Origin of the sequence: Streptomyces sp. NPDC127177 (assembly GCF_042672475.1) — a bacterium.
In the GTDB taxonomy this organism is placed as follows: domain Bacteria; phylum Actinomycetota; class Actinomycetes; order Streptomycetales; family Streptomycetaceae; genus Streptomyces.
This window is the reverse complement of the sequence record NZ_JBHXUW010000001.1, coordinates 354,058-367,203: the sequence shown is the minus strand read 5'-3', so window position 1 is coordinate 367,203 and position 13,146 is coordinate 354,058. Positions and strand designations below refer to the sequence as shown.

At 69.3% G+C, this 13,146-nt stretch carries 12 protein-coding genes and 1 pseudogene; 5 read left to right on the top strand and 8 right to left on the bottom strand.

Going from position 1 to position 13,146, the window contains the following annotated elements:
* Positions 1-71: 71 nt before the first annotated feature.
* From ACFVJX_RS01625 to ACFVJX_RS01610, 4 genes are all read left to right on the top strand, one after another.
* Positions 72-1,220 (top strand): sensor histidine kinase, encoded by a 1,149-nt coding sequence (locus ACFVJX_RS01625; RefSeq protein WP_384126733.1) that lies wholly within the window; start codon positions 72-74, stop codon positions 1,218-1,220.
* A complete protein-coding gene (locus ACFVJX_RS01620; RefSeq protein WP_384126732.1) occupies positions 1,217-1,867 on the top strand; it encodes a response regulator in 651 nt (216 codons plus the stop codon). Before ACFVJX_RS01625 ends, ACFVJX_RS01620 begins: the two co-directional genes overlap by 4 nt.
* Positions 1,868-2,131: 264 nt before the next feature.
* Positions 2,132-2,761: a phosphatidylserine decarboxylase gene (locus tag ACFVJX_RS01615; RefSeq protein WP_384126730.1), complete on the top strand. Its 630-nt coding sequence runs from the start codon at positions 2,132-2,134 to the stop codon at positions 2,759-2,761.
* A gap of 57 nt (positions 2,762-2,818) precedes the next feature.
* The gene (locus ACFVJX_RS01610; protein ID WP_384126802.1) at positions 2,819-2,953 is read left to right on the top strand and encodes a hypothetical protein; all 135 of its coding nucleotides are present in this window, start codon (positions 2,819-2,821) and stop codon (positions 2,951-2,953) included.
* Here the strand turns inward: ACFVJX_RS01610 and ACFVJX_RS01605 are convergent.
* Positions 2,912-3,100 (bottom strand): annotated as a pseudogene (locus ACFVJX_RS01605) (hypothetical protein); the annotation flags it as partial. The gene ACFVJX_RS01610 and the pseudogene ACFVJX_RS01605 sit on opposite strands and share 42 nt — an antisense overlap.
* A gap of 103 nt (positions 3,101-3,203) precedes the next feature.
* A complete protein-coding gene (locus ACFVJX_RS01600) occupies positions 3,204-4,067 on the bottom strand; it encodes a helix-turn-helix domain-containing protein (protein ID WP_384126729.1) in 864 nt (287 codons plus the stop codon).
* A gap of 149 nt (positions 4,068-4,216) precedes the next feature.
* Here ACFVJX_RS01600 and ACFVJX_RS01595 point away from each other — a divergent pair, with 149 nt between their 5' ends.
* Entirely contained in the window at positions 4,217-5,263 is a 1,047-nt protein-coding gene (locus tag ACFVJX_RS01595) for an NAD(P)-dependent alcohol dehydrogenase (protein WP_384126728.1), read from the top strand.
* Positions 5,264-5,561: 298 nt separating this feature from the next.
* Here the strand turns inward: ACFVJX_RS01595 and ACFVJX_RS01590 are convergent, their stop codons facing one another.
* The 6 genes from ACFVJX_RS01590 to ACFVJX_RS01565 form a co-directional block, all read right to left on the bottom strand.
* Complete coding sequence (locus ACFVJX_RS01590; RefSeq protein WP_384126797.1) at positions 5,562-6,467, bottom strand: alpha/beta hydrolase; 906 nt, start codon at positions 6,465-6,467, stop codon at positions 5,562-5,564.
* Positions 6,468-6,719: 252 nt separating this feature from the next.
* The gene (locus ACFVJX_RS01585; RefSeq protein WP_384126726.1) at positions 6,720-7,304 is read right to left on the bottom strand and encodes a GNAT family N-acetyltransferase; all 585 of its coding nucleotides are present in this window, start codon (positions 7,302-7,304) and stop codon (positions 6,720-6,722) included.
* Positions 7,305-7,503: 199 nt separating this feature from the next.
* Complete coding sequence (locus ACFVJX_RS01580; protein ID WP_384126724.1) at positions 7,504-8,634, bottom strand: glutathione-independent formaldehyde dehydrogenase; 1,131 nt, start codon at positions 8,632-8,634, stop codon at positions 7,504-7,506.
* 274 nt (positions 8,635-8,908) lie between these two features.
* Positions 8,909-10,798, bottom strand: a complete 1,890-nt coding sequence (locus tag ACFVJX_RS01575) for a GAF domain-containing SpoIIE family protein phosphatase (protein ID WP_384126723.1) — start codon at positions 10,796-10,798, stop codon at positions 8,909-8,911.
* 415 nt (positions 10,799-11,213) lie between these two features.
* Positions 11,214-12,086, bottom strand: a complete 873-nt coding sequence (locus tag ACFVJX_RS01570) for an endonuclease/exonuclease/phosphatase family protein (RefSeq protein ID WP_384126722.1) — start codon at positions 12,084-12,086, stop codon at positions 11,214-11,216.
* A gap of 285 nt (positions 12,087-12,371) precedes the next feature.
* The gene (locus tag ACFVJX_RS01565; RefSeq protein WP_384126721.1) at positions 12,372-12,665 is read right to left on the bottom strand and encodes a hypothetical protein; all 294 of its coding nucleotides are present in this window, start codon (positions 12,663-12,665) and stop codon (positions 12,372-12,374) included.
* Positions 12,666-13,146: the final 481 nt, after the last annotated feature.

Here is a 13,146-nt window from a genome sequence, read left to right as displayed (position 1 = left end):
TACGAAAGTAGGGGGTCGTCCGGGCCGAATGTCGGCGGTGGAACCGGCGGCCGTCTACCTACGGTGCACAGGTGAATCGAGAACGAAGCCGCAGATGGGCCACGTACGGGCGCTACGCACTGGTGCTGGTGCTGACCCTGGCTGCTGTGCAGAACGGGGCATCGTCCAGCGGCGGCCGGTACGACACCGTCCGCAGCGCGGCGGTGCTGGCATGCGGGCTGGCTCTGTTGTCGGGCCGGAGGCTGTGGTGGCTCGCTCCAGCTCTCACCACGGTGGCGACGGGCCTGTGGGGGTGGCCCGTGCTGCCGTTGTTCCTGATCGCCCTGTTCGACCTTGCCGACCGACGGCGCATTCGGATGGCCGTGCTCTGCTCAGCCTTGGCGCTCGCCGGCAACGCCGCCCTGCACCCGGCCGCTTCGTTGTGGATCCCGCAGAAGTACGGCGCGACGCTCTTCTTGCTGCTGGCCTTGATCAGCGGGCTGTGGATGGGCAACCGGCGGCGCCTGGTCCAGGCACTGCACGCCCAGGTGGAGCATCTGCGGACCGAGCGGGAACTGCGGCAGCAGGCCGCGCGGATGGCAGAACGTTCCGCCATCGCGGCGGAGATGCACGACGTGCTCGCACACAGGCTCAGCCTGATCGCCCTGCACACCGGGATCCTGGCCACCAAGAAGGACACGCTGCCCGATCCCGTCATCGAACGCCTCAGCCTGCTGCGCACCGCGTCGACCGATGCCCTGACCGACCTGCGCGACGTACTCGGCGCTCTGCACACGGCCGAGACCGTGTCCGCCGCCCGTACGCCCGCACCGGTCCTGCGCAACGTCGAAGAAATGATCCAGCAGGCACGGTCGGCCGGCCAGACCGTCAACGTGACCGTGGAGGGCAGCCCCTCGCAGGTGCCCGCCGCGCACCGACTGGCCGTCTACCGGCTGGTGCAGGAGGCGCTGACCAACGCCCGCAAGCACGCCCCCGACGCGCCGGTGGGCGTTCGCATCACCTATGTGCCTCCGGCAACCCTGGTCGAGGTCACCAACCCGCCCGGCACCGGCCTGACCGGCGTTCCGCCGGTTCCTTCCGGCTTCGGCCTGATCGGTCTGCGCGAACGCGTCGAAGCACTCGGCGGACACCTCAACGCCGGGCCCAGCGGCGCCGGCACCTGGCGTCTGGCCGCCCGCATCCCCCACCCCGTCACCGAACAGAACGGCCTCGATTCGTGATCCGCGCCATGGTCGTCGACGACGACGCACTTGTCCGCCTCGGGCTGACCGACCTCCTCGACAGCGACGACACCATCGAGGTCGTCGCCCAGGCCACCGACGGTCTCCACGCCATCGAGCAGGCAACCGCCCACCGCGTCGATGTCGCCCTGGTCGACGTCCGCATGCCCCGCATGGACGGCATCACCGCCATCAAACGCCTGCGTGCCCTGCCCCACCCGCCGAAAGTCATCACCCTGACCACGTTCGACCTCGACGAGTACGTCTACGACGCACTGGCCGCCGGAGCGGACGGCTTCCTCCTCAAAGACACCGACCCTGCCGAAATCCTGCGAGGCGTCCACCTCGTCGCGGCCGGATCCGCCATGCTCCACCCCGCCGCCGCCCGCCGTCTCATCGATCGCTACCACCACACGAGCCGCCCCCAGGCAACCCGAGCGCACAAACGGATCGAAGCCCTCACCCCACGCGAACGGGACGTCCTGGCGCTGCTTGCCCAGGGAGACACCAACGCCGACATCGCGAAGACCCTCGGCATGCAGGAGAGCACCGTGAAATCCCACGTCAGCCGCATCCTGACCGCCCTGGGCGTCACCAACCGTGTCCAGGCCGCGCTCCTGGCCAGCGACGCGGGCCTCACAGCCTGAGATCCGTCCCCGGCCTCACCATCATCAAGGAACTGCCAGTCCGCCGGAGCACCGCTCGTACTGCGCCTGACGTCATGAAAGTCGCCGTCCGGCTCGTCACCGTCGTACCGCCGCTGGTCTACGTCGTTATCAGCTCGAGGTATGACCTGACGCCTGTTGATCATCCTCCGAGCCGGCTGAGCTTTCCCTCTGTGGTGGCACTGCTGGACCAGTGATGCCTGCCAGCATGGGAGGACCCCCTCGAAACCCTTGTCTGGAGTACGCGTGCCTGTTCCTTCTTCTGCTCGCCTCGCCCGCGGGTCCTCGCCCTGGCTTGCGCCGACCGTCGCAACGGCGGTCGTCAGCCTGGCCCGCGCCCACCGTTCGAAGCGCGCCCGGGCCGTCGCGGTGCCGGCCACCGTGCTCGCCGCCGGCATGCTGTGGTTCTTCCGCGACCCCGAGCGCGAGATCGCTCAGGGCCGCGTCATCTCCCCCGCCGACGGCGTCGTGCAGAGCATCATGCCGTGGAAGGACGGGCGCACCCGGGTCGCGATCTTCATGAGCCCGCTCAACGTGCACGTCAACCGTGCGCCTCTGACGGGGACGGTGACCTCGGTCGAACATGTCCCTGGCGGCTTCGTCCCGGCGTTCAACAAGGAGAGCGAGAACAACGAGCGCGTCGTCTGGCACTTCGACACCGAACTCGGCGACATCGAGATGGTCCAGATCGCGGGTACCGTGGCGCGGCGCATCGTGCCATACGTCCCGCAGGGGACGAAGGTCGAGCAGGGGGACCGCATCGGCCTGATCCGCTTCGGCTCGCGCGTCGACGTCTACCTCCCCGAGGGTGTCGAGGCCGCGGTCGAGGTGGGGCGGAAAACCATCGCGGGCGTGACGCGCCTCGACCGCTCCTGAGGTGCGCCCGAACCCGGCACAGGAAGAACCGCTCGAACCACCTGGGCCACGTCAGGTGTGAGGCTGGGACTGCTGGCATCGGTCATCGCGGGCACCGCGGTCGTACGGATCTCGGCAGCACCTGCCGGCCCCGCCCCCGACCCCGACCCCGTCCTCGTCCTCGTCCAGCACCGGCGCGTCCGGGTCGCGTAGCGGGCGCAAGGATCCGGCGGCCGGAGTTGGGGCGGTGAGGCTGTAGCGCCGGTCGGGTTCAGGTTGGTTGCGGTGCTTGAGCGGGGAGAGCCGGGCGATGTCCTCCACGCGGCTCCCGTGGCCCTCGGCGCGGAGCCGGACAGCGGCAATGATCCGTGGACGACGGCTGGTTCGAAGACGCACCGGCATACACCGCCCCAACTCGCCATACCTGAAACAGGATTGAGTGATGTCGTGAGGGGAGGGTCGGTCAGCGATTCACGGGCCGGGGGCCCGTGTCCAGGCCCCAGCTGCCCAGCAGCCGCATCGACTCCTCGGACGCCGAGCCCGGCGCCGCGTGGAAGGTGATCAGGGACATGTCCTGATCGGCGGGCAACTTCAGCGTCTCGTACGCCAGGGTCAGATCGCCCACCAGCGGATGGTGCAACCGCTTCGTGCCGAACCCCTTCTCCTGAACCGTGTGCGCGGCCCACAGGGTTCGGAACTCCTCACTCTTCACCGAAAGCTCTCCCACCAGCGCCGACAGCTGCTGATCGTCCGGCCAGCAGCCCGCGCAGAGCCGCAGCGCACTCACCAACTCGACGGCCTTGCACTCCCAGTCCACGTACAGCTCTCGCGCGTTCGGGTCGAGGAACACGATCCGCGCCATGTTCCGTTCCTCGGGTGGCAGCGTGGTCTCGTCACCGAGCAGCGCCCGCGCCATCCGGTTCGACGCCAGGATCTCCATCCGCATCCCCAGGACGTACGCCGGCACGCTCTCCATTGCATCGATCAGATGCTGGAGCTCCGCCCGCAGCCGCTGTGGGCGGGCGGCCGCGGCCCGCTTCTTCTTGGTCTTCGGGTTCGCCAGATGCGTGAGGTGTGCGTGCTCGGTGTCCGACAGGCGCAGGGCCCGGGCGATCGCGTCCAGCACCTCGCTGGAGACGTTCCCGCTGTTCCCCTGCTCCAGGCGTGTGTAGTACGCCACGGACACCCCGGCGAGCTGCGCCAGCTCCTCCCGGCGCAGCCCCGGGACCCTGCGGGCGCGCCCCACGTCCGGCAGGCCGACGTCCCCGGGCTTGAGCCGGGCACGGCGGATGCGGAGGAATTCGCTGAGTTCGGCACGCTGGTCCATACCTCCCAGTATCCGGGTTCGGCACGACGGTCAGCGTGACCCTGCCAGTGGTACGCACAGCAGGCGTAGGCCCAGCTGGGACCTGGGTGTTTGCCGGGGCACGAGGCACAGTGGAAGAACCACCCCACCTTTGAGGAGATCATTTCCGGATGACTGTCACCACCGTCGCCGCATACGCCGCCCCCGCCCCCGAGGCCGCGCTGGAGCGCACGACCGTGCCGCGCCGCCCGGTCGGCGAGCACGACGTCCTGATCGACATCAAGTACGCGGGGATCTGCCACTCGGACATCCACCAGGCACGCAACGGCTGGGGCGAGGGCATCTTCCCGATGGTGCCCGGCCACGAGATCGCCGGCGTCGTCGCCGAGGTCGGTCCGGGCGTGACGAAGTTCGAGGTCGGCGACCGCGTCGGCGTCGGCTGCATGGTCGACTCGTGCCGCAAGTGCGAGAACTGCCTGGCCGGTCTGGAGCAGTACTGCTCCGAGGGCAACGTCGGCACGTACAACGCCGTCGGCAAGGACGGCGAACCCACCTACGGCGGGTACTCCACCCACATCGTGGTCGACGAGAACTACACCCTGCGCATACCCGAGGGCATCGCCCTGGACGAGGCGGCGCCGCTGCTCTGCGCCGGCATCACCACGTACTCCCCGCTCGCCCACTGGAAGGCCGGCCCCGGCAAGAAGGTCGCGATCGTCGGCCTCGGCGGCCTCGGGCACATGGGCGTCAAGATCGCGCACGCACTCGGCGCCGAGGTGAGCGTGCTCAGCCAGACGCTGCGCAAGAAGGACGACGGGCTGAAGCTGGGCGCCGACCACTACTTCGCGACCAGCGATCCCGAGACGTTCGAGCAGCTCAAGGGGTCCTTCGACCTGATCATCTCCACCGTCTCGGCACCACTGCCGCTGGACGCGTACCTCGCGCTGCTCAAGACGGACGGCGCGATGGTGAACGTCGGAGCACCGGAGGAGCCGGTCTCGCTGAACCTCTTCTCCGTCATCGGCGGCCGGAAGACCCTGGCGGGTTCCGGGATCGGCGGGATCCGCGAGACGCAGGAGATGCTCGACTTCTGCGCGCAGCACTCCCTCGGCGCCGAGATCGAACTGATCCGTGCGGACCAGATCAACGAGGCATACGAGCGGGTGCTCGCCAGCGACGTGCGCTACCGCTTCGTGATCGACACCGCCACCATCTGATCCCCGGCCAAGGCCCGTCGTCCTTTCCCCGTCCCGGTGAACCGCCGGGACGGGGAAAGGACGGTCCGGGGACCGATCCGGCCAGCCCCGGCCAGTCCGGATGGTCCAAGAAGGTCCAGCCAGTCCGCGACGGTCCAGCTGTCCCGCCGGCGATGAACGAGGGCATCGCGGGCATGAGGTCCGCGCCGGATGGCGGGGCGGGCTGGAGCCGAACCGGTCGTCCAGGAGCCGTCCGGCTTCCGGCGCTCGCAGGCAGAGACGCTCTTGGCCTGCTGACTACTCCGAGCGCCCTGCACCTCTACGCTGCGAGCCTGTCCAGGGCCTCCGCGACCGGGACGGGATCCAGCGGGCCGACGTGTGACGCCCCGGGGAAATCGTGCACGCGGAAGCTGTTTTCAGGCGTGAACGCGTCGGCTTCCGCGATCATTCTGTCCTGGAGTGCGGTGGCGATCGTCCGGTCCTTGCCGAAACGGAGGTAGGTGCGGGGAATGCGTCCCCAGCTATCGGCCCGGCCGACCGCTCGGCCCGCATAAGCGGCGACGGGTTCGTCGGTCTGCATGCCGGCCAGTGTCCGGCGGAAGTCGGCGTCGGGATAGTCCGCGCAGATCATCTCCTTCAGGAGAGCCAGCTCACGGCTTACACCAGTCCTGAAGTTCAGTCGGAGTACACCGAGCCGGTCCGGGTCACCCACCGTCAGCTCGACCGGGCTGACAGCGTTCGCGTTCTCGGGGGCCTCCGTGCAGACATCCGCTGTGGGCATGACACGGCTGGGGCAGAAGGCCGCCATGTAGCAGATGTGGTGAAGCAGGTGCGGGACGGCATCGCCGACACGGCTGACCGATACGCCACCCAGGCTGTGCCCGACCAGGACCACCGGGCCGTTGCGTGCCGCCCGCCGCACGATGCCCGTGACGCGCGCCTCGTAGTCGTCCAGCCCGAGGCCCTTCAGCGGGGAAGGTTCGACCGCCATCGCCTTGAGGTCCTGCCGCTGATACGACTCCGGCAGGAAGGCCTCCGCGCCGTGCCGCGGCTGGTCCACCATGACCACGCGGTGGCCGCGCAGCGTCAGCTCACGCGCGATCGGTGTCCAGAACGCTCCGGCGCTGTGGGTACCGTGCACCAGCACGTAGGTGGTGACCCCGCGACGCGGGTCCGCCGCGGCCGGCGAGGTCCCCAGCCCGGTGGCCAGAGCCACGCCCCCCACCGCGAGTCCCAGCCCACGCAATGCTGCCCGCCGGCTCGTACCAGTTCGTTGTTCGTTCGTCGAATTCATCATGCGCACGACGCTACGAAAGGCCCACTCGGCCCGCCAGCGGCCCAGCACCCCCACAGGGGTGGACCCAACACCACCTTCCAGCACGGCCGTTACGCGGGATCTGGAACGGTGGACCTACCGTGGCCGCGAGCGGAAGGCCATCCGATGGTCTCTTCTAAAAGCTGCCCTACCAGGAACGTCTCAAGGCCGCTCTTCGCGGGCCGGAGTCGACACGGCCGCCTGCCGCCACTCACGCCTGATCAACCCGAACACCCACGAGTCGGAAACCTCGCCGTTCACGACGCAGTCCTCCCGCAACGTCCCTTCACGCAGGAACCCGATCTTCTCCAGGACCCGGGCGGATGTCACGTTGCGCGTATCGGTCTCGGCCTGAACTCGATTCAGGTCCAGTGTGTCGAATGCCCACCGCAGCAGGGCACCCGCGGCCTCCGTCGCGTAGCCGTGACCCCACATCCCCTCGTCGAGGACGTAGCCCAATGATGCGCTGCGGTAGTCCGGGTTCCATCCGGTCAGACCGCACCAGCCGACGAAGGCCCCGTCAGAAACGCGGTCGATGGCCACCCTCGCCCCTGCACCTTCGTCCGCCATCTTCCGGCACATGGCGATGAAACGCTCGGCGCGGGCCCGCTCGTCCCACGCCGGGGAGTCCCAGTAGCGCATCACGTAGGTGTTGCTGTGCAGCGCGAAGAGGCGGTCCACGTCGCCTGCGGTGAAAGGGCGCAGTCGCAGGCGCGCTGTGTTCAGTACGGGGGTGGCCAAACTCATGCGCACCATCTTGCGCCCTCATGGCGCGAGCACGGAACGGCTGCGGGGCCGGGCCCGTTGCGCACAACTGCCGTTGCCCTCCTGGGCCCGGCCGCTCGCCGCGGCGCGGAACTGGCAGGGATCCGGAGGAGGCCGATGCTCGGGCGTCGTCCGTCATGCTGGGCACTTGTCGAGCAGCAAGGCGGATGGGTGCGGGCCGTCAGGGCTTGAGCACGACCTTGGTCCACCCGGGGTCGCGATCGTCGAAGTGACGGTAGGCGTCGGCGGCCTCGGCCAGGGGCAGTTCGTGCGAGACGATGAAGGACGGCCGCGCTCTGCCGTGGTGGATGAGGTTGCCGAGGCGGCGGTTGTACGCCTTCACGTTGGCCTGGCCTGTTCCGATCCGCTGCCCCTTGAACCAGAACTGACCGAAGTCAAAGGGGAGTTTGCCCTCCTGGGTCAGTTCGGTCGGGGCGCCGTCGTCCTGAGGGAGGAAGACGCCGACTACGCCGATGCCTCCGGTCGCCTTCACTGAGGCGACGAGGTCGTTCATGGTCGCTTCGGGGCGCTCCACGCCTTGCGGGTCGTGGGCCTGGTACCCGACGCATTCGCAGCCCTTGTCGGCACCGCCGTCGGTGAGGTCGAGGATCCGCTCGACGTGGTCCCCCTGCGAATCGTCGACGGCGGTGGCGCCGGCTTCCTCGGCCAGCCGCAGCCGGTCGCTCCGGCGGTCGACGACCAGGACCTGACTGGCTCCGCGCAGGTAAGCGGAGTAGGCGGCCATCAGCCCTACCGGCCCGCCTCCGTAGACGACTACGGACTCCCCCGGCGAGACAGCTGCCAGCTCGGTGGCGTGATAACCCGTGGGGAAGATGTCCGCGAGCATGACGTAGTCGTTTTCCTTCTCCGCGGCGTCCTCCGGCAGGACGAGGCAGTTGAAGTCGGCCCAGGGGACACGCAGGTACTCCGCCTGGCCGCCGGCGTATGTGCCCATGGCGGCGAAGCCGTACGCCCCGCCGGGTGTGTCGGAGTCGGCCGAGAGACAGAAGCCGGTGAAGCCCCGCTCGCAGTTGGCGCAGAAGCCGCAGCCGACGTTGAACGGGAGGCAGACGATGTCGCCGGCCTTCACCCGGTCCACCCCACCACCGACCTCGACCACTTCTCCGAGGTTCTCGTGGCCGAGAGTTCGGCCGGTCTCCATCGTGGTTCGACCTTCGTACATGTGAAGGTCGGATCCGCAGATGTTGGTCGAGGTGACCTTGACGATCACATCCGTGGGACGTTCGATCCTGGCGTCGGGGACGTCGACAACAGCGACATCCCGCGGGCCCTCGTACACGAGCGCTTTCACGCGGCTCACCGGCTTCCGGCAGGGGGCGCCCACCGGCCGGTGCGGCCCGTGGGCGAGGGAATCGAGCACCTCCCTCCACCATGCGCGCCGAACGCCACCCGCGCAGAACAGCCTGGCCGCGGACGGCCCCGGGGCTACCGCGTCTCGTGTCACGCGCTCGGGCAAGCGCGTCTTCGTACCCGGTGAGCCTGCTGCGGCAGGGAGCGGGGAGTCTCGCCACGACGACGAGAACCCTCACCGTCCGCCACGTACCGTCCCTGGTTCCTTCCCCTGTTCAGTGGCCGTGCTCGGGTCCTGGGGCCGCCTCGCGAGCCGGGCTGAGGTGGGGAATGCGCAGGGCGAGGAGAGCTATGTCGTCGCTCGGGTCGGGCGACGCGACCTGGTCGACGATCGCGGCCAGCAGCTCGGGCAGGGACTGCTGAGCATGGTCGGTGAGGATCCGTCCGGCCAGGCCGATCGCCTCGTCCATGTCCTTCCCGGTGCGCTCCACCAGGCCGTCGGTGTAGAGCAGCAGCGCACTGCCCGGACCCAGCGTGATCCGGTTGTCCGTCCGGGCGGGACCGGCCAGGCCGTGGAAGAACATCATCCCGTGCTCATCCAGCCGCCCGGTCGGGGCATCGGGGGTCGCGACAAGGGGTGGGGGGTGGCCGGCGTTGGTCCACGTAAGCTCCCAGTTCCCTTCCAGCGGCGCCGGGCAGGGCCGCAGATGGGCGTGGACGAGGGTGCCACTGGCGCCGATACCGAGCCGTGTGTTCGCGTGTTCGACGGCGGTGACCGCACGGGCGGGGCCGCCCCCGGGGTGGTCGAGGCCGGCCTGGCGGAGCATGCTGCGGATCTGGCCCATCAAGGTCGCGACGCGTAGGTCGTGGCCGGTGATGTCGCCGATGGACAACGCCAGCTCGTCCGGTGCCGCGGTGTGCTCACCGCCCTGGTCGGTGCTCGGCAGCGAGTAGGCGTCATACCAGTCCCCGCCCACGAGATCGGTGGCCGCGGCAGGCCGGTACAGTGCCGCCAGCTCGACCCCCGCGACCTCGGGCAGGTCCGTGAGCATGGCCTCCTGCATCTGCCGTGCCGCCGTGACCCGGTTCTCCACGAACAGCGCCCGCTCCACCGCACGCCCGGTATAGCCGGCCAGCGCTGCCAGCACGGCCTGTTCAACGATGTCGATCTCGTGCGCTTCCTCCCAGCCCAGCACCAGTGTGCCCAGCGGGACTACCGTGCCCGGCAGCGGCACACACACCGCGCTGCTCAGCCCCAGGCTGTTGAACGCGGCCACCGCCTCGGGGGCGTAGTCCCGGCGCAGCTCCACCTCACCGGTGACGGTGATGGTGCGGTTCTCCCGGACAGCCCGCGCGGTCGGCCATCCCGCGTCCAGACCGTACGTTTCGTGGGCGCGTTCCATCGGTGCGCTGCCCGTCTCATCGACCAGGCGCCGCAACCGGCTCTTGCTGGTGTCGTCGACCAGGACGAGCCCCACGTAGACAGGTTTCAGGTCGCTTGTGACCAAGTTCCGGAGGGTCTGGCTGACCTCGGCCAGGACCGTGGCGCCGGCCAAGGCAGCAGCCGCGCTCAACAGTAGCTGGGAACGGTCCAGAGCACTCCGGTACGCCCGTGCGCTCGCCTCCGCCTCACCGACAGCACGCTCGCGCTGGCGCGAGACGATCCGCAGCCGCAGCTCCGCACTGCACGCAGCGGCCAGGTCCTCCAGCAGCGCCAGTTCCCGCTCGGTCCACTGCCTGGGCCGGCTGTCGATAGCGCACAGGGACCCCAGCACATGCCCGTCCCCGTCCGTCAGCGGCATCCCCGCATAGCCGACCACACCCAGATCCGGAATCGCCAGGGACGTGCACGTCCGGGTGTCCTCACGGGCATCGGCCAGCACCAGAGGCCGCCCCTCGGCCACCACGTGCTGGCAGAGCGAATGCGTCAACGGCGTCTGCCGGCTCTTGGCCCATGGATCAGCCAGTCCCACCATGCCTGGAAAAACCTGCCGCGCGGACTCCAGTAGCGACACCAGCGCCACCGGGACACCCACCAGCTCCGCGGCCAGCCGCGCGAACCGCTCCATCCCCGCATCCGACGCCGCCGTCAGCCCCGTCTCCCGCAGCGCTCCGAGCCGTGCCTCGCCCCCCGACAGCGATGCATCCCTGCCAGATCCCGCCATCACGAACTCCTGAAAGCAACCGCCGGGCGTCAGAACATTTCGTACACGACAACAGTAGCCAAACGCATCGCGGCTCCACGGCGGCGACCCGACGCGGGAGACGGGCGCGGCCATGTGATCCAAACGAAACCCTCTACAGGGTGACGAAGGCCGGAGGTACAGCAGGGTGTGCCCCCACATACCGCAGGTACAAGGGTCGGTCCGCTGAGGACTTCTCCGGAGGCAAGATCGTTGTTCCCTCCTTCCTCTTCCCGGACGCCCTTCCTCTTCCCCTTCCGGACGCCCTTCCCCTTGCCGGACGCCCTCCCCCTACCCGGACGCCTCCGCTGCCGTCGGCGGTGCGTGACCCGCCGGATACCCCGACGACCGAAATGATCCGCGTGTCGCCCGGGGCCCGGGCGCGGAACAGGCTTCGCTACGCCCGTCCAAGATCGGCCTGCACCAGATCGTGGTCCGAGTACGGAGTGGGATGCGCACCTTGTCCGATCGGAGCGAAGCCGCGCAGAAAGATGTAGTCGAACTTGCTGCGCCAATCCGTGGTCGGCCGGCACGTACCGGCCGCCGAGGGACCGCACCCGCGGTCCGCATCCGTGAACAGGCCCCACATAGCGGCGAGTTCCACGGACTCCGGCACCGCATTGAAGTCGCCGAGAACAATCGTGCGGTCATGCCGGGCGACTGCCTTCGCCAGTACGCGTGTCTGCTTCGCGCGGACCGATTCCTGACGCCGCTGGGCGAGGTGCGTGTTGAAGACCCGGACGGGCCGGCCGTCCACGAGAGTGGTGACGGCCATGTACCCGCGGTCCTCGGAACCGCCCTCGGGGTACTCGACGTTCACATGGTCGGTCATCGGAGCGGCCGAGAGGATTGCCTGGCCAAAGCCCCCCGGGCTCCATGGCACTCCCCCACAGCGGCTCCAACTCTGCAGAACCGATCCGTACTCGACCTGGTAGACCAGCCCGTACCTGTACCGCAGATAGTCCCGGATCCTCTCGACATCACCCACGCACGCTTCCTGCAGGCCGACTACCTGAGGCGCGTACGTGGCGATCTCCGCCGCCCGGCCGACGTTCTGGCCGCTCCCCTTGCAGGGATTGCAGATGTTCCACGTCATGACACGGTTCGGCACGACCTCCTTGGGGGCGTCGGCCGGCAGCGGCATGGTTACGTAGGCACCGTTCGGTGCGCTCGGCCCCGCGATCAGCACACAGGCCACGATCAGCGCGCCCGCGAGCCACCGCGCAGCGGTTCCGGTCACCCTCGCCTCCTCGAACTCGAGACACGCCATCGTGCGAGGTCTCCCCGCACGAGGTTATGTGACGGGTTGTATGCGGCACATGAGGTGCCTGGATTACGCGGCGGCGTCACGCCGGCCCCGAGGACCACCGAGCTGCGCCCGTACACACGCGCTCGCCCGTCCGGAAGGCGTCGCCCAGGCAGCAGGCGGCCCAGCCGGGGGCGAAGGGACCGAAGGAGGCGACGAGGCGAGGAGCGAAGGGGATCATCGCCCACCTCCCACGTGGCTCGCACGCGGGAGCGGACCGAGCCGGTGGACGAATCCGTCTGTGCCGGGTCAGTCCCCGTATGCGGCGGCCTGCAGGGCGTACAGCTCGGCGTAGAGCCCCTTCGCCGCGACGAGTTCGTCGTGGCTGCCGTACTCGGTGATCCGGCCGTCCTTGAGCACCACGATCAGGTCGGCCATGCGTACGGTCGAGAAGCGGTGGGAGATCGGCAGGGTGACCCGGCCGTCGGCTCTGCCCTGCCGTGCCTCGACGGCGACCTGCTCGAACAGGGCGTGTTCGGCGCCCGGGTCCAGACTGGCCGTCGGCTCGTCGTAGATGGTGAGCAGCGGGCTGCGGCGCATCATCGAGCGGGCGAGCGCGAGTTTCTGCCCTGCCCGCCGGACAGTTCCACTCCGCCTCGCCAGCCCACGCCGAGCGGGGTCGCAAGCCCATCGGGCAGGGCCTCACACGATGCCGCCGTTCACACGACCGGCCGGGAATTCCATGGGCCGGTACAAGGGTCCCGCACCGTCGGCTCGCGGGGCGACACGCAGGGGGACGCGCCGAACGGCGTTCCGCCCGATGGGCGGCCGGCCCGAGCTTCAGGGGTGTCGACTCAGCTGCCCATCAGGCCGGTTGGAGCGCTCGGGGTTCCGGGGTCCCGCCCACACGGACCTGCCCGGCCCGGGCACGTTCCGCGCCGGATTCCGGACGGCAACGCGTGGGAACACACCGCCCCTACGGCCTCCACCACACCGGTCATTGCCGCAAACGGCCGGTGTGCGCCGGGGCGTTCCCCGGTCTCGGCGCTAACCAGCCGTCTCCCCACGAGCTTTCAGGGCGGAA

Bases quoted from the DNA above. Each gene is read 5' to 3' on its own strand.
- ACFVJX_RS01600 (WP_384126729.1), bottom strand. From the start codon at position 4,067: ATGGACCAGCGTGCCGAACTCAGCGAATTCCTCCGCATCCGCCGTGCC.
- ACFVJX_RS01595 (WP_384126728.1), top strand. From the start codon at position 4,217: ATGACTGTCACCACCGTCGCCGCATACGCCGCCCCCGCCCCCGAGGCC.
- ACFVJX_RS01585 (WP_384126726.1), bottom strand. From the start codon at position 7,304: ATGAGTTTGGCCACCCCCGTACTGAACACAGCGCGCCTGCGACTGCGC.
- ACFVJX_RS01575 (WP_384126723.1), bottom strand. From the start codon at position 10,798: ATGGCGGGATCTGGCAGGGATGCATCGCTGTCGGGGGGCGAGGCACGG.
- ACFVJX_RS01570 (WP_384126722.1), bottom strand. From the start codon at position 12,086: ATGGCGTGTCTCGAGTTCGAGGAGGCGAGGGTGACCGGAACCGCTGCG.
- ACFVJX_RS01565 (WP_384126721.1), bottom strand. From the start codon at position 12,665: ATGATGCGCCGCAGCCCGCTGCTCACCATCTACGACGAGCCGACGGCC.